Below are 20903 nucleotides of genomic sequence, written 5' to 3'. Positions count from 1 at the left end.
GATGAGCAGCGAGCAGGCCCCCGGCGCGGCCGCCGACGCCGCGGTGGCCCGCATTCTGGCGGCCACCGTCCACCCCGCCGTCGGCGCCCCGCGCGGGGTGGTGGTGGACTCACCGCCCGGCGCCGGCAAGTCGACCCTGGTGGTCCGGGCCGCCCGGGAGCTGGTCGAGTCCGGCGAGCGGCTGATGATCGTCGCCCAGACCAACGGCCAGGTGGACGACCTGGTCGACCGGCTGGCCGAGAAGGCGCCCGAGTTGACGATCGGCCGGCTGCACGCGGCGGACTCCCGCCCGGGCCCCGAGGTGCTGCGGCACGCCAACGTCACGCCCTCCGCCAAGGTGGCGGACCTCGCCGAACTCGACGTGGTGATCTCGACCTCCGCCAAGTGGCAGTGGGTGCGGACCGAGGCGCCCTGGCGGCACGCGATCGTCGACGAGGCGTACCAGATGCGCTCGGACGCGCTGCTCGCGGTGGCGCGGCTGTTCGAGCGGGCGCTGTTCGTCGGCGACCCGGGCCAGCTGGACCCGTTCACCGTGGTCGGCACCGAGCAGTGGGCGGGCCTGTCGTACGACCCTTCGAGCAGCGCCGTGGTCACCCTGCTCGCGCACAACCCGCAGATCGAGCCGCACCGGCTGCCGGTCTCCTGGCGGCTGCCGGCCAGCGCGGCGCCGCTGATCTCGGACGCGTTCTACCCGTACACACCGTTCCGCTCCGGTACCGGCCCGGACGAGCGCCGGCTCACCGCCGCCGTGCGCCCGGACGGCTCCGCCCTGGACGCGGCGATCGACCGGGCGGCCGAGCACGGCTGGGCGCTGCTGGAACTGCCCGCCCGGCACACCGTACGGACCGATCCGCAGGCCGTGGCCGCCGTCGCGGCCACCGTCCGCAGGCTGCTTGAGCGGGGGCTGACGGCCCACTCCGAGCAGGGCTCCACCCCGCTCGCCCCCGGCCGGATCGCGGTCGGCACCGCCCATCGGGACCAGGCGGCGGCCGTCCGGGCGGCGCTGGTCAAGGCCGGTGTCCCGGTGGATCCGACGGCCGGACCGGCCGTGACCGTCGACACCGCGAACCGGCTGCAGGGGCGCGAGTACGACGTCACCGTCGTCCTGCACCCGCTCTCCGGGCGGCCGGACGCCACCGCCTTCCACCTGGAGACCGGCCGGCTCTGTGTCCTCGCCTCCCGCCACCGGCATGCCTGCATCGTGGTGGCCCGGGCGGGTATCGCCGAGCTGCTGGACGAGCATCCGTCCACCGAGCCGGTGCAGTTGGGCGTCTCGGTCAAGTTCCCCGACGGCTGGGAGGCAAGTTTTACCACACTGGAGCACTGGATGCAGCACCGCGTCAGACTGCACTGATCAGGGCTGCCAGCAGCACCGGCGCCCCGGCATCCACATGCCGGGGCGCCGTCGGCTGATCACCACTCCTTAGGTCCCTTGAAGACGGCCACGGGCCGCTTCGATCTCGCTTCGGGCCGCAGTGCCGAACACGGCTTGGTCCCGCAGAGCGGCGAACACCCGGACGAAGTACGAGATGTTCTCGGGCCTGGCCGTCTGGAACGCCCCCGACCAGAACTCTTGCTTGAGCAAGCTCTCATCGAACAGGTAGAAGCCCTCACCGGGGTAGAGCGACCGTGCCCGGCCTTGCGGGATGATCCCGATGGACACGTACGGGAGCCTGGACACCTCCAGGAGGTGATCAAGTTGCCCGTTCATCACCTCAGCACCGCCCGTATTGTTAGTTAGCGCTGAGGCTTCCAGGAGGAACGAGAATATCGGCGCCCCGGTGCCGAGGAACCGCTTCCGGACCATGCGGTTCTGTGCCGCTTCCTCCACGTCATCCAAGGGCAGGCCATGCAGCTTGGCATGGATGGTGAACTGCGCCTTGGCGTACTCGACCGTCTGTAGGAAACCGGGGACGAACAGCGACTCATACACCCGGAGCAGCTTGGTCTTCGCGTACAAGTCCATGGCTTGGAACTGGAGACGCTTCATCCCCGGTCGGTGCCACCGCTTGTAGTCGGTCCACATCTGCTCGATCTCACGACTCATCGCGATGAGTTCGGGAGTCTGCCCCTCGACGGCACAGGCCGTTGCCCATCGTCGGATGTCTTCCTCGGTCGGGATCTGCGTCCCGTGCTCGATCTTCGACACCTTGGTCTTGTGCCAGCCACAGCGCTGCGCGAGCTCGACACCCGAGAGATGGGCATCCCGACGGAGTTCCTTGAGCTGAGTCCCGAAAGCGCGCCTTGCGGACTCGGATGGTTCCTGGTCAGACATGTCGCTACGGCTTGTACTCACCATTGGGGACGCCGAGCGACCATGCCTGCTCGAACGCCTCGTTGCAGAACCGGACCACGTCCGCATCGGTTGAGAGCTGGATGTCGGTCTGTTGGTTGTCTCCCCCGATGAGGTTGAAGACCACCAGGTCATCCCGGATCAGGCAGTCGTTTCCCGGCAAGGGCAGCGCCGACACGAGACGGCGGGGAAGCCACCGAAGACGCTCCGTGGGGTCGGCCAGCTCGACCGCCATCCGCTGGTAGTCCGAGAGGGGTTCGGAGACGACCCGCACACGCCGGTAAGGAAAGCCGGCAGCGGCCTTCCCGGTCAGGAACGCACGATGCCCGCGCATCGTCTCCTCGACCGTCTCACGGTCGCCTGAGCGCCATGCCTCGAACAACGGGCGGTCCACCTCATAGAAGTCCCGTAGCTCAAGCTTCCGGACCTCTTGGGCAGGCTCACCGAACAGCAGCTCAATTCGGCGTGCCGCCGAGATCAATTCCATAACGCTCCCTGACGTACTTCCGAACGAACACATCCATGGTCCGCCCGGACATCTCCCCGAACGTCTCGTCGTCGGCAAGGGCGACGAGCTGATCCCGAACCTTCGGCCCGCGCTTCTTGAGTTGCACGATCCATGAGCCACGGTCGGTCTCATAGAACGTCTCGCACTCGACGCCGCCCTGAGAGTTGGGGTCCGTGCAGAAGAACGTAGCGGTCAAGTCGTCGCCGTCGCTGCTGTGTTGCCGCATGTTGCTCCCCCCATGATCCGGCCGCATGTCATCTCCGACCTTCGCCCTACGAGCACCCCAAGGTCAAGCGTTCGACGGCACCAAAGCTCACTCAGACGGGTTCCAGCAACTATGAGCAACTTCGTTGAGTGCCGCTGGCCGAGGTTCGTACGGTCTACCCCACGCCCCTACGCATCGGTGAAGGAGAGGGAGCCAGGTATGTCCGCTGCCGTGAGGTCCGCCGGTTCGCACCGGAGCAGGGAGCGGGCCAGTCCGCAGAAGATGGCCGCGATCTTGAACGATTACCGGGTGGCACAGTCGGAGTCCCGACCCGTGCGGTACCCGCTACCGCCGGGGTGCGGGTGTCCCCGGTGTCGCACTGGGGGCTCCGGTGAATGACGCGATCGCCCTTCCCCCGCCGACCGAGGCGGGCGAGTCCTCGACGTCCGCCGAGCCGCCCAACCCACCGGAAGCGCCGGACCCCGTGAGCGCCGCGGTGGAGCGGTTCCGGGCCTTGCATGCCGAGCGCATGCGCCACCGACACCAGCACTGAGCCGGCCGCAGCCGGTTTATGAGCAGAGCGGAGGCACCACTTGAACACCATCGACCTTCTCAGGTCGCCGAACACCGTGCTGGCCAACGCCGTTGACGATGCTCTGGACGTGCTCCGTCCCCGCTTCCGGGAGGCCGGGACGGAACGGATCGAGTTCACCGTGGGGACGCAGCTCAACGGGCGTCCGCACATCGGCACGCACCTGGTGCAGAGCCTGTCGTTCCTGGTCGCCGAGCGGGCCCGCGATGAGTTCGGGGTCGATACGGCCGTGGACTTCGTGGCGCTGGACAACGCCCCGGCGGAGACCATCACCGATGGCGGCCGGATGTACCAGCTCACCTATCACCATCAGCTCGGAGACCACGGCATCCGTGCCCTGGTGACCGAGTACTACGCCCCTCTCCTGGACGCGATGACCAGCCGCACAGGCGTGGAGTACAGGGTCAGCAGCTACACCGAGCAGCAGGCGAGCCCGGAGTTCCGGGCCGAGTTCCTGCGAACGCTGGAGTTCCTGGATCAGATCCGGTTCTGGTTGGCTCCGGCCAACGGCACCGCTCACATCCGACTGCCGTGTCCGGCGTGCGGGTGGGCTCAGAAGTACGCCGACCACACGCGGCTGTTGGAGCTGGACGATTCGGGGGCGCTGTTCGAAGCGATGTGCCACGAACACGGCCGCTACGAGGCGGACATCACGCCGCTCGGCGGCGGGTACCTGGACCTCTCCACCCTGTACCGCAACGTGGTCAAGGAACGCTCCTACCGCCCCGACGACGGCACGTTGCACGTGATGGTGAAGGGCGGCGACTGGGCGTTCGGCTGCCAGCTGGTGGACGGCGCCCACGTCGCGATCGGGGCGCCGGCCGCTCCGGTGCCGCTGCGCGTCTTCACCCCTCAGATCCTCGGCAACGACGGCGGGAAGCTCTCCAAGAGCCTCCTGCGCGCCTCTGCCGACGCCGGAGACGCGACGGGAGGCAGCGCCGCGGAGTGGCTGCTCGACCCGGCCGCCTGGCCCGGCACACAAGCGGACTACGTCGAAGCGCTCACGGGCGCCGGTGAGCTGATGCTCAGCAGCCCGAGGCACTTCTTCCGGTCCTACACCACGACCGCATTGGAAGCCCTGATGACCACCCGCCAGCCTGCCAGGAACCAATCCCAGGCGCATGGCCGTCCCCGCAACATCCAGATCTACAAGCAGTACTTCGACCTGATCGCCGACGGCTCCAAGACTGTCGAAGTCCGGGTCGCCTACGCCTCCATGAAGCGAATCAGGGTCGGGGACCTGCTCAACTTCACCTGTCGTGGCGAGGAGTGCCTGACCAAGGTGACCCGCATCGGCACCTACAGGACCTTCAAGGAGATGTTCGGCACCGAGGACGTGAAGGCGGTCAACCCGCACGCGACCGAGGCCGAACAGTTGCGGGCGATCCACGCGATCTTTCCGCCGGAGAAGGAAGCCCTCGGCGTGATCACGTTCGAGATCGAGCGGGTGAACCCCGGTGAGTAGGCGCAGGCGGGTCCTGGTGGTCTGCAAGGGGAACCACTGCCGTTCCCCGATCGCCGCCCTGATCATCGCGGAGCGGTCCGGGGGCGCGCTGGACGTACGCTCGGCGGGCACCCGCGACTGGCACGTGGGCAAGCCCGCACACCCGCTGATGATCGAGGCCGCTTCCGCCTTCGGCTACGACCTGACCGGCCACCGGGGCCGGTTCCTGGACGAGGGGCTGCTCAGGTGGGCTGACGACGTGGTCGCGGTCGACGACGAAACGGCACTCGCGGTCGAAGCCATCGTCGGCCCGGACCGACCGGTGAGAATCCTCGGCTCGGGCATCACCGACCCGTGGGGCGGCGGTCCGGAGGACTTCGCCGCTGCCGTCCTGGAGATCCAGGAAGCCACAGCCCTGTTCTACGCGGTCTAACCGCCGTCCCGAGCATCTGAGCAAACGAAAGAACCGCCCCGGCCGAGAAGGCCGGGGCGGCTTGCTTTGTTTCGAGCGTTCAGAGCAGCGCCAGGAACGGGTTCCCGGTCACGACCGGCTCAGGACGGGGAGCGGGAGCAGACACAGGAACCGGGGGCGTGGTCTTGGCCGGACGGTAGGTGTCCATGCGGACAACCGTCGCCGGGCGTTCGTCACGCTGGGTTCGCAGCCGGCTGAGCGGAGCGTGACCGGCCACATCCTCAGCCAGGGTGTAGACCGTGGCTGGGCGGCCAAGGCCGGAGCGGTCGAGAGTGACCGTCACCCCGGGCAGGGCCTTGACCTCATCAGCAGAGGCCCCGACGTACGGCAACAGGTCGGAGGACCGTGCTTTCCCGCCATTCATCTCGATCCGGGCCCGGACCTTCTCCGCCAGGGTCGGCACCCGGCGGGCAGGCTTGACCGTCCCGGCCGCACCACCCGTGATGCTCACCGCACACCGGACGCTGTAACGAACCAGCGAGAACGCGGCGGACAGACAGGCGTGGTCGATCACCTCCGACCGCTCCGAGGCAGCCAGGCAGGCCGCTACCCGGATCGTTTGTTCGGCCGTCCGCTCGACGTATACGGCCTGTGCCTCGGGCAGGTTCTCCGAGATGATCCGGGCGTACCGGCGGATGACCTTCCACAGGAGCCGGGCGTCCTCTCCGAGGCTGATCACGTGCCTGTCACCGGCCGCCCAGTAGTAGGCCTGGGTGATGTCCCAACCGTCCGCCTCGGGCGGCGTGGCTCCGTCGTCATCCAGCATCGGCACGGACCCCAGCATGAAGGGCATGATGCGGTTGTAGCTGCCGCCCGCTGCCTCAGTAGCCCCGATGTACTTGGTCCAGTCGGACGGCGTGATGTGCGTGTGCATCACGAGCGCCGGGTCTGTGACCTCCTGCGCGCCTTCCTTAGTTGTGTTGCGGATCGGGGCGCCGTCCCACGCGCTACGAAGCTTGGCAGTGAACGACGGGTCACGCTTCACCCGGCGCAGCACTTCGGACCACTCTTCCTCGATCACCAGGGCCCGGACGTCACGCCCTGCCTCGGTCTCCTCCGTGGCCTCTACCTGTTCGGCGAGATAGTTCACCAAGCTTGCGCCGCTGGTAATCCCCGAGGTTGTGTGGGTGTCCAAGAAGCGGCCAAGGGCAGGCTTCATGACGTGCTGCGCGGCCCGGAGCGCGGACCCCTTGCCCTTCCCCGTCCCGCCAACCAAGGCACTCCAGACCAGGGCTGGACGGGCGTTGCCCCGGCTGGACACCTTGACCGTCTGGCCGATGGCAGCACTCCAGAACGAGAGGGCCGCCACGTAGATGCCAACCGGATCGCACTCAACGTAGGGGCTGACCTTCTCAACGGCGCGACCGATGGGCCCGTACAGGGTGATGGTGCTCAACTTCTCTTCTCCTGAGACTGGTTGGGATCGGGTGGCCGGGCCGACCCCGGCCACCCACGTACGTGCTGCTGGTCAGGCCGCTTGCGTGGCTGCCACCCGGTATGCGTGGCGGACCGATGCGGGGATGGGGCCCTTGGCGTTCACCGTGTAACCCTGAGCCTTGGCCCAGTCACGTATGGCCTGCGCCTCGGACTTGGTCTTGACGGCCTGAGCGTCCACCCTCACCGGCTCGGGGAGAGGGTCACCGCCCTTGAACTCCCCGGCACACACGGCATCCCGGAAGGCACCCGGACGCCTGGCGTCGAAGCAAGGTATGGAGAACTCAACAGCGTCTTGCAGCTTCTTAGTTGCGCGCTCCGCACCTTCGCCAACGATGATCAGCACCGTGTTGGCGTCGGCCCTGCCCACGACCGCATAGCCAAGGTTGCGGACCGCTTCCCTCGCGTCGTCCCACTCGTACCCGGGGATCTCACCGGACACCAGCACCGTGGGGCGGACCACCGACTCAGCCTCGGTCACGTCGTCTTCGGTGTCGTCCTGCTGGTCGTGCTCGCTCTCCGGCATCGCAGGTTCGGCAACGGTCACGGTCGGCTCAGCAGCAACCGGCACAGCCTCAGGCTGACCAGGCACACCGAGCGCATCCATCAGGTACCGAGTGAAGACGACACCGTGTTCCAAGCACAGGTCCCATGCGCGACCAGCAATGGTCAGAGACTCCGTCGCCTCTTCCTCGCTGCCGTCACGGGCAATGTGGGCGTCACAGAAAACACGCTCAACGGGCACCAAGACAGTCGTACGCATGGGTTCTTTCGATCCTTAGTGGAGAGAGTCCAGTGGTTCAGCCGGAGCCTTGCTTCTTACGGCTGCAATTCCCGCCCACCGGCCCGACCGGCGAACGTCTCCATTCTCCCAGTCGAAGCCTCCGAGTCACCCCATCCAGCATCACGAATGCATTTCTTCTAGATAACTAGATGGTAAATGTAACTGGGGGTAATACTTAGTAATTCCCTGTGCACCCCCACCGGGGGTGCCTTCCTTCCATCCTGTACGGGTTTCAAATGTTCGGCCGGCAGGCCGCTTCTCAGCCCAAAATAGGCCGGGCTCGCCAACTATGGGGCGGGTCGGGCCTTATTGAGGTCCGAAATAGTTGCAAATAACCACCTATGGGAAGTGATCTGCACCTCAAAGCAGTGGCCCATGTCCGAGATGCTGTTGATCGACACATACTGTCCCGGGTTTCAAAGCAAAAAAGCGGGCCCCCGCCGAGAAGGCGGGGGCCCGAGAGGGGGAATGGATCAGGAAGTAGGCCACTCGACGGCAGCCTTGACGATGCCCTTAGTCGGCTTCGTCTCATCGAACGTGTGATCACTCTTAGTCGTGTCCAGGCCCGGGTATCGCACGATCTTTCCGCCGTACAGGTGGAGGTTATCCACGTAATCGGCGCGGTAACGCTCACTGGGGCCTGAACGGAAACCGGTGAACTGCGATGCATAGGTACTGAAATCGGAGTGTCCGGCCACGATATCAACTCCGGCCGGCATGGCCGTGGTGGAGAGGATCGTGAAGCCCGCCAGGCGGGCCACAACGCCGTTAGCCGTTACCCCGGCCTCACCGTACGCACCGGCATTCGCAATGGCTGGATGCTCGACCAGGTAGCGCTTTACCTTCGGTGAGATGACCACGTATCGGCCGCCTGGGATGTCGTTGCCATCCAGGGCAAGCATCATGTCCAGCACGCCGCTGTAGAGCGCCTGAGGAATACTTCCGGCCCCGGGCTTGATGTTGGGCATGGCCGTGGCGCCAGCGGCGATCACGCGGCCCATGAAGGCATCTGCCTCCCGCGCCAGGGCCCGAATCATCTGCTGATTGATCGGGGACTCCATGGCCCCCGCGGCCTGCACTCGCTCAATGTCTTCAACGAGAAGCTGAAGGTACTTCGCTTCGGTGATGGTGAGCTTCTGCTCTACGGTCTCGGGCCGCTGAGCGGTCATCCCGTCCGGAAGCTTGTAATCGCCCACGGTCGGCGTCGCAAGGCTGTTAATGCTGACGACATCGCCCTTGCTGCGGATGTCGCCTTCGTACTTCCGATTCGCCACAAGCTTGGAAGCCCAAACGAGCAGCGGATCGTACTGAGTGAGAAGAGTTGAATCCCAGACCTCAGGAACAAAGGAATGGGTGGATGGGTTCTGGTATGCCTGGGCCATATGGCCTCCTAGGTGTTATCGATTTCGGGCATCAAGGGAAATTGGTGCACTGTTGTAGGGCGATCCTCGGTGAAAACCGGCACCCTGTAGCTGCGGCCATTCCGGCTTGCGCAGCTCATCGAATGGCTTCAGCGCCAGGCTGATGGCGTCAGCGGATGGCTCGCCGTCCTCGCCCAGAAGCTTCGAAGAATCAAGCAGGTCGAGAAAGCCGTCAGGAAACTGGAAACCACCCAGAGCAGCCTGAATCCTCAGTTCCGCATGAACGAGACGGGTCGAGTACTCCTGTTGGATCTCAGCTCGAATAGCCTCGTTCGGGTCCGCCTGAACTGGGGTAGCTTCCGGCTCGGCCGGCGTAGACTCCGAAATCTCGGAGTTTGACTCTTCGGTGTTGTTGTTAGGAATTTCCGTCATGGCTTCCTCCCTGGTAAATGTTGGCGAGCTGGATTGCCTGACGGGTTGCACTGTCCTTGGCCTGCTCCATCAGGGAAGCGGTAGGAATGCAAAGGTGGTGAGCGATGGCAACGAACATTGGAAGGCTTGGCTTACGCTCCCCGCGCTCCCACTGATAGACGGCCTGAGCACTGACACCCAGACGCTCGGCCAGGGCCTTGACCGAGATACCCAGGCTTTCGCGCCGCGCCTTACCCTTCACTGGGTCATACATGGCTCTCCTTCAACAAGCGATCGAGCAATAGAGAGGGAAATGAAAAAAGCCCCAGCCTCCAAGTGGAGACCAGGGCCAGAACCGGCGGCCTGGGCGCCATGCCCTAACGCCAAGGCCAGTCGGTAAGACTCAAGTGAGAAACATTCACTTCTACTAATGATGTATGTGTCCAATGGCCCCACTCTCGGACCGTGGGGCCAGAAGAGAGACCTAAGTCACATATGACTCTAGAAGGCCGCCCCTTAGGCGGCCCTACTGGAGTAGCTACTAGAAGTTCCTGGGCCTCGATCACTCGGCCCAGGCAGCAGGGGACTCTATTAAGAAGGACTGTGGGATTTACCCTTGCGGTTGAGCGGCCGAGGAGTCAGTTTCGTTAAACCGCGGATTCTCTCGGAGGCCCCGAGCCCAGTTGGCGAGGCTGAACGCCGAACCGCCCCGGGCGATGTTGTCAGCCTCGCTCTCGGCCCGTTGGGCTTGCTCTGGCGTCGAGTGAAGCCAGTCCTTGGCGTCGCCGTCCCACGGCATGTTGTGGCCGTGTGTTGCACACTCCTCCCGCTTCCGCCGCGACGGCGCGTCCATGCTGGCCACCGTGTTGGGCACCAGCAGACATCGAGCCGAGGCAGATGGGGCGAGCAGCCCAGCGCCCTTGAGGGCCGTCAAGGCCTGCGAGTACCGGCCTGCGGTGTAAGGCCGGCCATCCTCCCGGGTGAGGATCAGCTGCAGCTCTCCAGAGCCCAGAGGGGCATGCCCGCCCCGTTGCATGCGGTCCATGGCGAGCAGGAAGAGCCGGAGATGGAGCTGAAGCCCCGGATCACCCACGGCCGGGTTTCGGTGCTTGGGTCGGTAGAGCTTGGCGAAGTGATAACTCATCTATCCCCTAAACCAATATTCTGGGAAATGAAAAGCCCCCGAGTTGCCTCGGGGGCTGAGTGCTATGAAGTTATGGGATCGCGCGCGGCCTACTGTCAGTCGGTGCTGCTCTCAGATGCGTCCCTTGCGGCCTTGATCTCCAAATCAAGAATCTCGCGGAAGATCTTCAGAGCTGCCAGATCCCAACTCTGCTGGTCAGTTGGCTCGATCGTCGGCCCGTCGCCCGTGTTTGCCATCTGCGCGATGTCCTTGGGCGGGATAACGTACACGGCAGCACCCTGATCCGTCTTTTTCGGGTGACCCCACACGAAGATCCTGAATCCGGCCTGCCGAAGGAAGGGCCCGCGCTCCTTCCAGCCATCCATTCGAGCCCACTTGGCAGCGTAGGTCTGTCCGGTCCCGCGCACCTCCCACCGGCCCGGGACGAAAGGTTCAGCCCTGAGGGTTTCGAGGGTAGCCGCGTGGCGCTCCATGGTCTTGGTGACGGTCTCGATGACGACCGGAGACGCAGCCAGAGCGATGGAGTTGGAGAGGTTTTCAATAGCACTCTCCAATTCCTTGATCTGCCTCCGGCTGTCCTTTCCCGGAACATATATCCGCTCTGTTATTTCTTCCCTGCCAACTGAGGTCAGGAAGCCGTGCTCCGCCACGCTGTAGAGGTCGCCCTGCGGCCATGAGACCGAGAACGGGCAAGGCGTCCCGTTCGACCACGAGGAGCAACGGAAGTACTCATGCCGCTTCGACTCACCACTAGCCAGCGTGGTGTTCGAGCTGTTCTCGTACATCTTCTTGCCACAGGGGCAGAAGAAGACGCCTCCCGCCGGGGAAGCATTCGACTTGATTCCGGCCCGGAACTTGCCCAGCTCCGTGACCGTCGCCTGCAACTTGTCGAACTCCTCATCGGTCAAGATCGGATCCGCCCACCGGACCGGGATGCCGTCCCTCAGCAGTGGCTCGCCCTTGTGCATCGCGACCCCCTTGAGAACCGGCTTCTTCAGGAGCTTGCTCAAGGTCGAGGTGAGCCACTTCGACCCCTTGATCTCGTACTTCACGCCGGCCTTGCCCTCGGCGGCGTTCACGCTCCGCTGGTAGTCCTGGGAGGTCAGGACTCCACGGCTGTTCCAATCGCTGCACAGGCGCCCCATGGTCCAGCCCTGTCCCACGATCCGCTCGTAGGCTTCCCGGATGAGAGGACCGGTGACAGGGTCGATGATGAGCTTGAAGCGCTGGCGGCCGTTGTGCTCCGCCAGGACCGCGCGGTAGCCGAACGGCCACGTCCCGCCGCCCCACAGGGATTCGTCACGGTAGTACTGAGTCTGATCCCGGCGCTTCTGCACGATGGCTTCCCTGTACTCCTGAGCCTGGGTGGCCTTGATGTAGGCGATCATCCGGCCGTTGCCGGGCCTGATGTCCAGCGAGGGGTCATCCAAGCAAATGATGTCCTTCCCACCCTGGTAGCACTTGTCCGCGAACAGCTCCCAGTGGGTCTGGTTGCGGGTGATGCGGTCGAGCGAGGTCACCATGATGGCGTCCCACTCGTACCAGAGCGGTTCGCGCGTCCACTTCCCGAGGTTGGGTCGGTCCTCCGGGCTGATGGCGCCCGAGACGAACGAGTCCTCCACTTCTCCGGCGGAGACGTACTTACCTGCCGTCATAGCAGCGCTCTGGGCTTCTGCCTGGCGGACCAGCGCAGAGCTGTCCTCGGAATCCCGGCTGATGCGGCGCATCCTCAGGACCCGCGTGCCCGGGTGCGGCTGGTGTGGCATGTCGTTCTCTCCCTGGTCTCCGGCCCTCGACGCTATCACCATGGTCAAGCTGTTTTCCGACGGCTGGGAGGCCAACCACCAGGTGCTGCACCACCTTGCCGGGCACCGCGTCCGGCTCTCCCGCTGACCGTCCGGGGCCGGCCGCTCCCCGGCCGTCCCGCGCACCGCCCGGAGGGCCGCAGGCCTTCCCCCGCAAGCCTCGCGAGCCGCCCGTACCCCGCCGGGCGGCCGCGTCGGCCGAAGGGTGCACGCCCCCGGCGCTCCGGGCGGGAATAGCGCCCGAACTCGCACCGTTCCGTTACCGGCCACCGCCGCGCGACAATGGACGGCGGCCACGACCGGGCGGCGCGGTCCCGAGCAGCCGTCGCCCGCCCCCATCGAGCACCGGAGGTGTCCGTCCATGCCCGACTCCCACGCGAAGGCGTCCGACCCGAGCGGTTCGACCGCCCCGGGCGGCCTGGGCCGGGATGCCGGTGAAGCGCCCGTCCGGCGCCTGCGCCCGGCGCAGCTGCTGTTCGAACCGCAGGCCGCCGAGCCGGAGACGGAACGCTTCTTCGACCTGGAGTCGATCGAGGACCCGGCCGAGCTGCTGCGCCGTTCCACCGAGCTGGCGCTGGCCTTCCGCGCGGCCGCCGAGCGGGCCACCGACTTCCAGGCGGTCGCCGCTGCGCAGCTGGCGGACACCCGCCGGTTCGACGCGCTCTCGGACGCCGAGATCGCGGACCGGGCCGACTGGACCCCGGACTACGCCGCCAAGATGATCGAGTACGGGCGCGGCCTGCTCCAGCCCCGTCGCCACGACGGCTGACACCCCGCAGCTGGCACCCTGCGGCGGACACCCCGCGCCGTCGGACGGCCGACCGGTCGGCTCTCGCCTCTGGCATATGCGCCGGGGAAGGGTACGCCGTTCCCCCGCGCCCTGTCCGGCAAACCACGCTTTCCCTCCCGGCCACCCCCCGGACGCCTCACCCTGCTGGGTGTGGACATCTGGACGCACCAATCAGTGGAGTACGTCACCGTGGCCGGGGAAGCGTGGCTCGCCTCCGCGAGCGAGTACCCGCGCAGCATGCGCGCCCTCTGGGAGTCACGCCCGTGGGCGCCCTCCGTGCTGCCCTGCGGGCGCGCCTTCGACGTGATCAGCCTGCCGTCGCTGTTCGGCCGCCGGGTACTGGACGAACTCTGGGCCTCCGGTCCGGGCTGCGGACCGGTCGCCGTGTACCGGGGGCGCACGCTGCTGTTCGTCCGGCCCGGTGCGGCGGCCCGGCTGCGCCGTCTGCTGGCCTGGGAGGAGTGGGCCAGGAACGTGCCGCCGCTGCTCTGCCACGGCGGCGGCGACGCGGTCACCGTTCCGCCGGTGCAGCGGATGGTGAACAGCCCGGACTCCCCCGGGCTGGGTGCCGGGCGGTGGATCGTCGCCCCGGACAGCCGGGAGCCGTGGCTGCCGGGCGCCTCGGTGGTGCTCTGGGCCTGCGTCCGGGCCGCTCGCGAGCTCGTTCCGGCGGGGCGGGCCGAGCCCGTCGGCCTGACCACCGGATGAACGGCGGGCGACGGAATTCGATTTTGGCCCGACGGCGCGCCGCTGCTAAAGTCTTCCCTGTCAGCAGGCGCCGCTAGCTCAGTTGGTTAGAGCAGCTGACTCTTAATCAGCGGGTCCGGGGTTCGAGTCCCTGGCGGCGCACAGACAGCCGAGAGGCCCCTTGCGAAAGCAAGGGGCCTTCGGCGTTTCCCGTGCGAGGGAGCATCCGCAGGGCGGGGCCGCCCGCCGGAGCGGACGGCCCCGCCCGGGCTCAGCGGCCGCGCAGCGAGCGGTAGCGGGCGACCAGCTCGGCGGTGGAGCTGTCCAGCGCGTCGGCGCCCTCCCCGGTGAGCAGCACGGGCTCGATCCGCTTGGCGAGCACCTTGCCCAGCTCGACGCCCCACTGGTCGAAGGAGTCGATGTTCCAGATCGCGCCCTGGACGAACACCTTGTGCTCGTACAGGGCGACCAGCTGGCCGAGCACCGACGGGGTGAGCTCGGCGGCCAGCACGGTGGTGGTCGGGTGGTTGCCCTTGAAGGTCTTGTGCGGGACCAGCTCGGCCGGCACGCCCTCGGCGGCGACCTCCTCCGGGGTCTTGCCGAAGGCCAGCGCCTGGGTCTGGGCGAAGAAGTTGGCGAGCAGCAGGTCGTGCTGGGCGACCAGGCCGGGGGGCAGGTCGGCGACCGGCCTGGCGAAGCCGATGAAGTCGGCCGGGATCAGCTTGGTGCCCTGGTGCAGCAGCTGGTAGTAGGCGTGCTGGCCGTTGGTGCCGGGGGTTCCCCAGACCACCGGGCCGGTCTGCCAGTTCACCGGGTTGCCGTCGCGGTCCACCGACTTGCCGTTGGACTCCATGTCCAGCTGCTGGAGGTAGGCGGTGAACTTCGACAGATAGTGCGAGTAGGGCAGCACGGCGTGCGCCTGGGCGTCGAAGAAGGCGCCGTACCAGACGCCGAGCAGGCCGAGCAGCAGCGGCACGTTCTGCTCCGGCGGCGCGGTGCGGAAGTGCTCGTCGACCAGGTGGAAGCCGTCGAGCATCTCGCGGAAGGCGTCCGGGCCGATGGCGATCATCAGCGAGAGGCCGATCGCCGAGTCGTAGGAGTAGCGGCCGCCGACCCAGTCCCAGAACTCGAACATGTTGGCGGTGTCGATGCCGAAGTCGGCGACGCCCTCGGCGTTGGTGGAGAGCGCGACGAAGTGCCTGGCCACCGCGTCGGTGTCGGCCCTCAGCTCGGTGAGCAGCCAGTTGCGGGCCGAGACGGCGTTGGTGATGGTCTCGATGGTGGTGAAGGTCTTGGACGCGACGATGAAGAGCGTCTCGGCGGCGTCCAGGTCGCGGACGGCCTCGTGCAGGTCCGCGCCGTCCACGTTGGAGACGAAGCGCACGTCGAGGTCGCGGGCGGCGTAGGAGCGCAGCACCTCGTAGGCCATGGCGGGGCCGAGGTCGGAGCCGCCGATGCCGATGTTGACGACCGTCCGGATCCGCTTGCCGGTGTGGCCGCGCCACTCACCACTGCGGACCTTGTCGGCGAAGGCGGCCATCTGGTCGAGCACGGCGTGCACGGCGGGCACCACGTTCTCGCCGTCGACCTCGACGACGGCGCCGCGCGGGGCGCGCAGCGCGGTGTGCAGGACGGCGCGGTGCTCGGTGTTGTTGATCTTCTCGCCGCGGAACATGGCGTCCCGCAGCCCGGCGACGCCGGTGGCTTCGGCGAGCTCGCGCAGCAGGGCCAGCGTCTCGTCCGTCACCAGCTGCTTGGCGTAGTCCACGTGCAGGTCGCCGACGCGCAGGGTGTAGCGGCGGCCGCGCTCCGGGTCGGCGGCGAACAGCTCACGCAGGTGCGTGTCGCCCAGCTCCGCCCGGTGCTTGCCGAGGGCGGCCCACTGCGGGGTGCGGTCGAGCGGGGTACGGGCGTCGGCGCGGGTCTCCGACATCGGTGGCTCCTCGATTCATCTGGGTGCAGATACCGGCAGGGCCAGGCGGGAGGGTTTTCGCGAGGTCGTGCGGGTACTGGTTAGTGCGCCGACTCCGTTGACGGCCTGCCCGGGGTCAGCCTATGCAACGTCGGGACCGGCCGTGCGCATTCCGTTCGGTCACGTCCGGCCCCGGCTCGCCGACCGTCCGTCACTTCCGTTCGGAGCGCAGGTCGAGCCCGCGCAGCACCTGGTCGACGAGCTCCGGGTCGGCGCCGGGTTCGCTGCGGGCGACCACCATCTCGCGGCGGGAGGCGGCGATCATCTCCTGCTCGACGGCGTGCGCGGCCCGCCACTGGGTGAGCCGCTGCTTCGCCTCGACGGCCTCCTCCTCGGCGTAGTTCTCCGGGCAGAGCCGGGCCAGCCGGTCGTGCTGACGGTCCCGCAGCCGGTCGGCGACCTCGGCGGGCAGCTTGTCCTGCTTCTCCAGTTCGCCGAGCCGCGTCAGCCCGGCCTTGGCGGCCCGCCACCAGAGCCGGCGGACCGCCTGCTCGTGCTTGTCCTGGTCGATGTCCAGGCGCAGCCGCTTGGCCAGCCAGGGCAGGGTGAGGCCCTGGACCAGCAGGGTGAAGAGCACCACGCTGAAGGCGATGAAGACCAGCCGGCCGCGTTCGGGGAAGCCTTCGCCGGAGTGCACGGTGAGCGGGATGGCCAGGGACAGGGCGACGGTGGCCACCCCGCGCATCCCGGACCACCAGAGCACCACGCTCTCCTGCCAGCTGATCGGGGTGTCCTCCTCGGCCCCGGAGCGCAGCCTCCTGGAGAGCCAGCCGGCCGGCAGCAGCCAGAGCAGCCGGACCAGGACCACGACCGCGATGACGACGGCGGCGTCGCCGAGCATGCTCGTCCAGCCGGTGCCCGCCTCCTTGAGGACGGTGGCCAGCTCCAGGCCGATCAGGCCGAAGGCGACGCCGGTGATCAGGATCTCGACGATCTCCCAGAAGGCGTTGCCGACCAGCCGGTAGGAGACGTCGTCGGCGTCGGCGGCCCGCTCGGCGAGGTAGAGCGCGCAGACCACCACGGCGAGCACGCCGGAGCCGTGGATCTCCTCGGCGAGGGCGTAGGCGGCGAACGGCACCAGCAGGTTGAGCGCGACCTGCTGGGTGGGGTCCTCCAGGAGGGCGGCGAGCTTGGTGTTGAGCCAGCCGAGGGCGATGCCGACGACGACGGCGAGTACCGCCGAGAGCACGAAGCGCAGCACCGCGTGGCCGGCCGAGAAGTCGCCGCTGACCACGGCGTCGATGGCCAGCGAGTAGATCACGATCGCGGTGACGTCGTTGAAGAGGCCCTCGCTCTCCAGGATCGCCACCAGGCGGCGCGGCAGGCCGACGCTGCCGGCCACCGCGACGGCGGCGACCGGGTCCGGCGGCGAGACCAGCGCGCCGACCGCGATGGCGGCCGCGAGCGGCAGCGTGGGCAGCAGCCAGTGCACGGCGCCGGCCACCGCGACCGTGGTGACCACCACCAGGGCGACGGCGAGCAGCAGGATCGAGCGGATGTTGGCCCGGAAGTAGCGGACGGACGAGCGCCGGGCGACGGCGAAGATCAGCGGTGGCAGGACCAGCGGCAGGATCAGCTCGGGGTCGATGGCGATGTTCGGGATCTGCGGCATCAGTGCCATGACGATGCCGAGCAGGGTCATCAGCACGGGTTGTGGCACGCCGGTCTTCCGGGCGAGCGGCATGGTCACCACTGAGGCCAGCAGCACCAGGAAGAGCAGGGGCAGCTGGCCCACGGGAAGGTCCTCTCGGTGGTGAGTCGGCGACCGGTGGTCGACGGGTCGGGCGGCGGCCCGGAGCATGATCCGGGCCGCCGTCAAGGATAAATCTGACAATGCGCCCAACCGTGACAACACGCCGGGCAGTGCTTGACCTCAAGCGCACTTCAGGTCTGATCATCTGAGGAAAGGGTCGACCGACAGGCAGGAGCAGCCCCTCATGAAGGCAGTCACCGTCCCCGCGTTCGGCGGGCCCGAGGTCCTGCGGACCACCGAGGTGCCCACGCCCACCGCCGGACCGGGCGAGGTGCGGGTCCGGGTCTACGCGGCCGGAGTACAGCCCGTCGACCTCGCCGTCCGGGGCGGCTGGAGCCCGCCGGGCGTCCGGGTCGAACCACCGGTGATCCCGGGCAACGAGTTCGCCGGGGTGGTGGACCAGCTCGGCCCGGGCAGCCGGGGCTGGGCGGTCGGCGACGAGGTGCTGGGCTTCCGGCTGCTCCGGGCGCACGCCGAGTACGTCACCGTGGACGCCGCCCAGCTGGTCGCCAAGCCGGCCGGCATGCCCTGGGAGCAGGCCGGCTCGCTCTCCGCGTCCGGCCAGACCGCGCACATCGGGCTCACCGCGCTGAAGGTCGGCCCCGGCGACACCGTGCTGGTCCACGGCGCCTCCGGCGGGGTCGGCACCGTCGCCGTCCAGCTCGCCCGGGCCTGGGGCGCCACCGTGATCGGGGCGGCGAGCGAGCGCAACCACGCCTACCTGCGCGAGCTGGGCGCGGTCCCGGTCCCCTACGGCGAGGGGCTGGTCGAGCGGGTCCGCGCGGTGGCGCCGCAGGGCGTGGACGCGGCCTTCGACGCCGCCGGGCGCGGCGCGCTGGAGGCCTCCGTCGAACTGGTGGCCGACCGGGACCGGATCGGCACCATCGTGGACTACCCGGCCGCCGAACGGCTCGGCGTGCGCGGGCTGCGCGCCGAGCGGACGGCGGCCCGGCTGGGCGAGCTGGTCGCCCTCTGGGAGGACGGGGGCCTGCGGCTGGAGATCGCCGACACCTTCCCGCTGGAGCGCGCCGCCGACGCCCACCGGCTGGTCGGCGACGGGCACGTCCGGGGGAAGGTCGTCCTCGCCCCGTGAGCGGCGGGGCCCGGGGCGGGCGCCGGGCCCGATTGTGAGTTTCGGCCGCTGACCAGGTAATGTTTTCCACGTCAGCAGGCGCCGCTAGCTCAGTTGGTTAGAGCAGCTGACTCTTAATCAGCGGGTCCGGGGTTCGAGTCCCTGGCGGCGCACAGACAACCGAGAGGCCCCTTGCGAAAGCAGGGGGCCTCTCGGCGTTCCCGCCGGCGGCGGCTCAGTGCGGGATCGCGGCGATCAGTTCGGCCGCCCCCTGCCGCTTCAGTGCCAGGGCGGTCGCGGTGCCGAGGTCCTCCGGGGTGAGCGAGCCGGCCCACTCGTGGGCGTCCAGGACCTGCTTGCCGTCCGGGGAGAAGACCCGCCCGCGCAGCGAGAGGCGCCCGTCCGGCTCGGCCTTGGCGTAGCCGGCGATGGGCGAGTTGCAGTGGCCCTGGAGGACGTGCAGGAACATCCGCTCGGCGTTCGCCTCCCGCCAGGTCGGACGGTGGCCCAGCCCGCTCACCGCCTCGATGGTGGCGGTGTCCTCCTCGCGGCACTGGAGGGCGAGGATGCCGGCGCCGATCGGCGGACACATCGACTCCAGGGGCAGGATCTCGCTGATCCGCCCCTTCTCGCCGATCCGCTCCAGTCCGGACACCGCGAGCAGCAGCGCGTCCGCCTCGCCGGCCGCCAGTTTGGCCAGCCGGCTGTTGGCGTTGCCGCGGATCGGCACGCAGGCCAGGTGCGGGTGGGAGGCGGCGAGCTGGGCCCGGCGCCGGACGGACGAGGTGCCGATCCGCGTCCCGGCCGGGAGCCCGTCGAGGGTCAGGCCACCCGGGTGGACCAGCGCGTCGCGGATGTCGTCGCGCCGGAGGTAGGCGGCGAACACCGCCCCGGCGGGCAACGGCCGGTCGGCGGGCACGTCCTTGAGGCAGTGCACCGCCAGGTCCGCCTCCCCGGCCAGCAGCGCGGCGTCCACCTCCTTGGTGAACGCGCCCTTCCCGCCGAGCCGCGCCAGGTCGCCCATCCACCGGTCCCCCGAGGTGGTCACCGGGACCACCTCGGTGCGCACCCCCGGGTGCAGGACGGCGAGTTCGGCCCGGACCCGTTCCACCTGGGCGAGGGCCATGGGCGAGGATCGGGAGACGATGCGGATCAACTCAGTTGAGGACATGGCTGGATGATAGGACGTCATATTCGGTCCGGCGGCATCGGACACCCGGGGGCGCACCCTCGGGCCGCGCCAGGACGCAGCGCGGCCGACCGCCCCGGACCGGTCACGCCCCCGTCCCGGACCGGTCACGCCCCGGCCGGGGACCGGGACCCCGGGCGATCACGTACTCGGCCACCAGCAGGTTGATCAGCCAGGACGTCCAGGCCGCGGTCGCGTACGCCTGCTCGAAGGGGACGCCGACGGCCGGCATCACGGTGAGCCAGACCCGGAGCGTCGCCGCGGCGAAGATCAGTCCGTACGACCGGGTCATCCAGGCACGGTGGCGGGCGATCGCACCCCGGCGGGCGGCGGCGAACCCGGCGGCGGAGGTGGCCAGCAGGAGGATGTCGAGGACGGCGAAGCCGATCGGCGCGATCGGGCCGACCATCGAGTCCGGTACCAGGAAGAGACCGGCGGCACCGGTGACCAGCGCGGCCACCAGATAGCCCCGGCCGACCACGCGGTGCACCACCGGGCGGCGCGCGCGAAGCCGGGGCAGGAACTGCCAGGGGCCGAGCAGGATCGCCAGCACGCCGCCTCCGACGTGCAGTGTGAGGGGGAGCAGATGGGCGAGGTAGACGGCCCGCTGCTCGGTGAGGAAGGTGTCCGGGTCGAGGGTGAGGTAGCGGCTGGTGATCAGGGCGGTGGCGGCGGCGAGGACGATCATCGCGATCCAGCCGGTACGGCGCAGGGCGGCGGCCGGGGCCCGCCGCCGCCGTTCTCCTCGGGCGGCGGCGGGGCCCGTCGGCCCCTGGGACTCAAGGGAGTTCATGCCCCGAAAGCTACGGACCGGGCCCGCTCGGCGCCTCCCCCGCCGGGGTCCGGCGGACGTGCCCCGGGGGGCTTACGGAGGTGGGCCGCTCGGGGTGGCGGGAGAACCCGGGGAGGCGGCTCCGGTCGCCCGGGTACCCCCGGAGGGGTACACCCGGGATACCCCCCTGCGGCGATGCGCGGGCCGGACCGGCC

At 68.5% G+C, this 20903-nt stretch carries 21 protein-coding genes and 2 tRNA genes; 9 read left to right on the top strand and 14 right to left on the bottom strand.

Annotated features, from left to right (window positions below; all coding sequences use genetic code 11):
• Position 1 precedes the first annotated feature (1 nt).
• On the top strand, positions 2–1354 hold the full coding sequence (locus tag ACIP82_RS23155; protein WP_400655771.1) for an AAA family ATPase: 1353 nt from the start codon (positions 2–4) through the stop codon (positions 1352–1354).
• Positions 1355–1423: 69 nt separating this feature from the next.
• On the opposite strand, the gene ACIP82_RS23150 is transcribed toward ACIP82_RS23155, so the two are convergent.
• Genes ACIP82_RS23150 through ACIP82_RS23140 form a run of 3 tightly spaced genes read right to left on the bottom strand, consistent with a single transcriptional unit; the run spans position 1424 to position 3027 of the window.
• Positions 1424–2275 carry a helix-turn-helix domain-containing protein gene (locus tag ACIP82_RS23150; protein ID WP_400655723.1) on the bottom strand — a complete coding sequence of 284 codons (852 nt, stop codon included), beginning with the start codon at positions 2273–2275 and terminating at the stop codon, positions 1424–1426.
• Between the two features lie 4 nt (positions 2276–2279).
• Complete coding sequence (locus ACIP82_RS23145; protein ID WP_380295367.1) at positions 2280–2780, bottom strand: DUF6879 family protein; 501 nt, start codon at positions 2778–2780, stop codon at positions 2280–2282.
• On the bottom strand, positions 2749–3027 hold the full coding sequence (locus tag ACIP82_RS23140) for a hypothetical protein (RefSeq protein ID WP_380295366.1): 279 nt from the start codon (positions 3025–3027) through the stop codon (positions 2749–2751). The genes ACIP82_RS23145 and ACIP82_RS23140 overlap by 32 nt, the downstream gene beginning before the upstream one ends.
• A 572-nt stretch (positions 3028–3599) precedes the next feature.
• Between ACIP82_RS23140 and ACIP82_RS23135 the strand changes: the two genes are divergently transcribed.
• Positions 3600–5063 carry an ASCH domain-containing protein gene (locus ACIP82_RS23135; RefSeq protein WP_400655721.1) on the top strand — a complete coding sequence of 488 codons (1464 nt, stop codon included), beginning with the start codon at positions 3600–3602 and terminating at the stop codon, positions 5061–5063.
• Positions 5056–5475, top strand: coding sequence for a low molecular weight phosphatase family protein (locus tag ACIP82_RS23130; RefSeq protein ID WP_380295363.1), 420 nt, complete (start codon positions 5056–5058; stop codon positions 5473–5475). Before ACIP82_RS23135 ends, ACIP82_RS23130 begins: the two co-directional genes overlap by 8 nt.
• Before the next feature lie 79 nt (positions 5476–5554).
• Here ACIP82_RS23130 and ACIP82_RS23125 read toward each other — a convergent pair whose 3' ends face one another.
• The 7 genes from ACIP82_RS23125 to ACIP82_RS23095 all read right to left on the bottom strand — a co-directional run bounded on the left by ACIP82_RS23125 (position 5555) and on the right by ACIP82_RS23095 (position 12414).
• Positions 5555–6910: a DUF3987 domain-containing protein gene (locus tag ACIP82_RS23125; protein ID WP_400655715.1), complete on the bottom strand. Its 1356-nt coding sequence runs from the start codon at positions 6908–6910 to the stop codon at positions 5555–5557.
• A gap of 72 nt (positions 6911–6982) precedes the next feature.
• Complete coding sequence (locus ACIP82_RS23120; protein WP_400655712.1) at positions 6983–7711, bottom strand: histone-like nucleoid-structuring protein Lsr2; 729 nt, start codon at positions 7709–7711, stop codon at positions 6983–6985.
• Between the two features lie 494 nt (positions 7712–8205).
• Positions 8206–9114: a hypothetical protein gene (locus ACIP82_RS23115; RefSeq protein ID WP_400655710.1), complete on the bottom strand. Its 909-nt coding sequence runs from the start codon at positions 9112–9114 to the stop codon at positions 8206–8208.
• Between the two features lie 15 nt (positions 9115–9129).
• Entirely contained in the window at positions 9130–9525 is a 396-nt protein-coding gene (locus ACIP82_RS23110) for a hypothetical protein (protein ID WP_400655708.1), read from the bottom strand.
• Positions 9509–9778, bottom strand: a complete 270-nt coding sequence (locus ACIP82_RS23105) for a helix-turn-helix domain-containing protein (protein WP_400655706.1) — start codon at positions 9776–9778, stop codon at positions 9509–9511. The genes ACIP82_RS23110 and ACIP82_RS23105 overlap by 17 nt, the downstream gene beginning before the upstream one ends.
• A gap of 336 nt (positions 9779–10114) precedes the next feature.
• Positions 10115–10648 (bottom strand): hypothetical protein, encoded by a 534-nt coding sequence (locus tag ACIP82_RS23100; protein ID WP_400655705.1) that lies wholly within the window; start codon positions 10646–10648, stop codon positions 10115–10117.
• Positions 10649–10743: 95 nt separating this feature from the next.
• The gene (locus ACIP82_RS23095) at positions 10744–12414 is read right to left on the bottom strand and encodes a recombinase family protein (protein WP_400655703.1); all 1671 of its coding nucleotides are present in this window, start codon (positions 12412–12414) and stop codon (positions 10744–10746) included.
• Between ACIP82_RS23095 and ACIP82_RS23090 the strand changes: the two genes are divergently transcribed.
• From ACIP82_RS23090 to ACIP82_RS23075, 4 genes are all read left to right on the top strand, one after another.
• Positions 12413–12541, top strand: a complete 129-nt coding sequence (locus ACIP82_RS23090) for a hypothetical protein (protein ID WP_400655701.1) — start codon at positions 12413–12415, stop codon at positions 12539–12541. The two genes, ACIP82_RS23095 and ACIP82_RS23090, sit on opposite strands and share 2 nt — an antisense overlap.
• 273 nt (positions 12542–12814) lie before the next feature.
• Positions 12815–13222, top strand: coding sequence for a hypothetical protein (locus ACIP82_RS23085; protein WP_363606763.1), 408 nt, complete (start codon positions 12815–12817; stop codon positions 13220–13222).
• A gap of 171 nt (positions 13223–13393) precedes the next feature.
• Complete coding sequence (locus ACIP82_RS23080) at positions 13394–13951, top strand: bifunctional DNA primase/polymerase (RefSeq protein WP_363606761.1); 558 nt, start codon at positions 13394–13396, stop codon at positions 13949–13951.
• A 67-nt stretch (positions 13952–14018) separates the two neighbouring features.
• Positions 14019–14092 (top strand) — tRNA-Lys (locus tag ACIP82_RS23075).
• Positions 14093–14201: 109 nt separating this feature from the next.
• Here ACIP82_RS23075 and pgi read toward each other — a convergent pair.
• Both pgi and ACIP82_RS23065 read right to left on the bottom strand, forming a co-directional pair.
• Positions 14202–15863, bottom strand: a complete 1662-nt coding sequence (pgi, locus tag ACIP82_RS23070) for a glucose-6-phosphate isomerase (protein ID WP_363606760.1) — start codon at positions 15861–15863, stop codon at positions 14202–14204.
• Positions 15864–16053: 190 nt separating this feature from the next.
• Positions 16054–17637, bottom strand: a complete 1584-nt coding sequence (locus ACIP82_RS23065) for a Na+/H+ antiporter (protein WP_363606758.1) — start codon at positions 17635–17637, stop codon at positions 16054–16056.
• Positions 17638–17839: 202 nt separating this feature from the next.
• Here ACIP82_RS23065 and ACIP82_RS23060 point away from each other — a divergent pair, with 202 nt between their 5' ends.
• Positions 17840–18748, top strand: coding sequence for an NADP-dependent oxidoreductase (locus ACIP82_RS23060; RefSeq protein ID WP_400655697.1), 909 nt, complete (start codon positions 17840–17842; stop codon positions 18746–18748).
• A 78-nt stretch (positions 18749–18826) separates the two neighbouring features.
• A tRNA-Lys gene (locus ACIP82_RS23055) sits at positions 18827–18900 on the top strand.
• Between the two features lie 62 nt (positions 18901–18962).
• Here the strand turns inward: ACIP82_RS23055 and hemC are convergent.
• Both hemC and ACIP82_RS23045 read right to left on the bottom strand, forming a co-directional pair.
• Positions 18963–19898 carry a hydroxymethylbilane synthase gene (hemC, locus tag ACIP82_RS23050; protein ID WP_400655694.1) on the bottom strand — a complete coding sequence of 312 codons (936 nt, stop codon included), beginning with the start codon at positions 19896–19898 and terminating at the stop codon, positions 18963–18965.
• Positions 19899–20001: 103 nt separating this feature from the next.
• On the bottom strand, positions 20002–20709 hold the full coding sequence (locus tag ACIP82_RS23045) for a DUF2306 domain-containing protein (protein WP_363606753.1): 708 nt from the start codon (positions 20707–20709) through the stop codon (positions 20002–20004).
• Positions 20710–20903 lie beyond the last annotated feature (194 nt).

The sequence above is a fragment of the Kitasatospora sp. NPDC088548 genome (assembly GCF_044753005.1).
Taxonomy (GTDB): Bacteria; Actinomycetota; Actinomycetes; order Streptomycetales; family Streptomycetaceae; genus Kitasatospora.
The sequence above is the reverse complement of the archived record's forward strand: the minus strand, read 5'-3'. Positions and strand labels throughout refer to the sequence as shown.

What these genes read in the sequence shown, in the direction of transcription:
- ACIP82_RS23060 (WP_400655697.1), top strand. Translation starts at nt 17,840, where the DNA reads ATGAAGGCAGTCACCGTCCCCGCGTTCGGCGGGCCCGAGGTCCTGCGG.
- ACIP82_RS23145 (WP_380295367.1), bottom strand. Translation starts at nt 2,780, where the DNA reads ATGGAATTGATCTCGGCGGCACGCCGAATTGAGCTGCTGTTCGGTGAG.
- ACIP82_RS23105 (WP_400655706.1), bottom strand. Translation starts at nt 9,778, where the DNA reads ATGTATGACCCAGTGAAGGGTAAGGCGCGGCGCGAAAGCCTGGGTATC.
- ACIP82_RS23085 (WP_363606763.1), top strand. Translation starts at nt 12,815, where the DNA reads ATGCCCGACTCCCACGCGAAGGCGTCCGACCCGAGCGGTTCGACCGCC.
- ACIP82_RS23095 (WP_400655703.1), bottom strand. Translation starts at nt 12,414, where the DNA reads ATGCCACACCAGCCGCACCCGGGCACGCGGGTCCTGAGGATGCGCCGC.
- pgi (WP_363606760.1), bottom strand. Translation starts at nt 15,863, where the DNA reads ATGTCGGAGACCCGCGCCGACGCCCGTACCCCGCTCGACCGCACCCCG.
- ACIP82_RS23090 (WP_400655701.1), top strand. Translation starts at nt 12,413, where the DNA reads ATGTCGTTCTCTCCCTGGTCTCCGGCCCTCGACGCTATCACCATGGTC.
- hemC (WP_400655694.1), bottom strand. Translation starts at nt 19,898, where the DNA reads ATGTCCTCAACTGAGTTGATCCGCATCGTCTCCCGATCCTCGCCCATG.
- ACIP82_RS23100 (WP_400655705.1), bottom strand. Translation starts at nt 10,648, where the DNA reads ATGAGTTATCACTTCGCCAAGCTCTACCGACCCAAGCACCGAAACCCG.
- ACIP82_RS23110 (WP_400655708.1), bottom strand. Translation starts at nt 9,525, where the DNA reads ATGACGGAAATTCCTAACAACAACACCGAAGAGTCAAACTCCGAGATT.
- ACIP82_RS23045 (WP_363606753.1), bottom strand. Translation starts at nt 20,709, where the DNA reads ATGAACTCCCTTGAGTCCCAGGGGCCGACGGGCCCCGCCGCCGCCCGA.
- ACIP82_RS23140 (WP_380295366.1), bottom strand. Translation starts at nt 3,027, where the DNA reads ATGCGGCAACACAGCAGCGACGGCGACGACTTGACCGCTACGTTCTTC.
- ACIP82_RS23115 (WP_400655710.1), bottom strand. Translation starts at nt 9,114, where the DNA reads ATGGCCCAGGCATACCAGAACCCATCCACCCATTCCTTTGTTCCTGAG.
- ACIP82_RS23155 (WP_400655771.1), top strand. Translation starts at nt 2, where the DNA reads ATGAGCAGCGAGCAGGCCCCCGGCGCGGCCGCCGACGCCGCGGTGGCC.
- ACIP82_RS23150 (WP_400655723.1), bottom strand. Translation starts at nt 2,275, where the DNA reads ATGTCTGACCAGGAACCATCCGAGTCCGCAAGGCGCGCTTTCGGGACT.
- ACIP82_RS23120 (WP_400655712.1), bottom strand. Translation starts at nt 7,711, where the DNA reads ATGCGTACGACTGTCTTGGTGCCCGTTGAGCGTGTTTTCTGTGACGCC.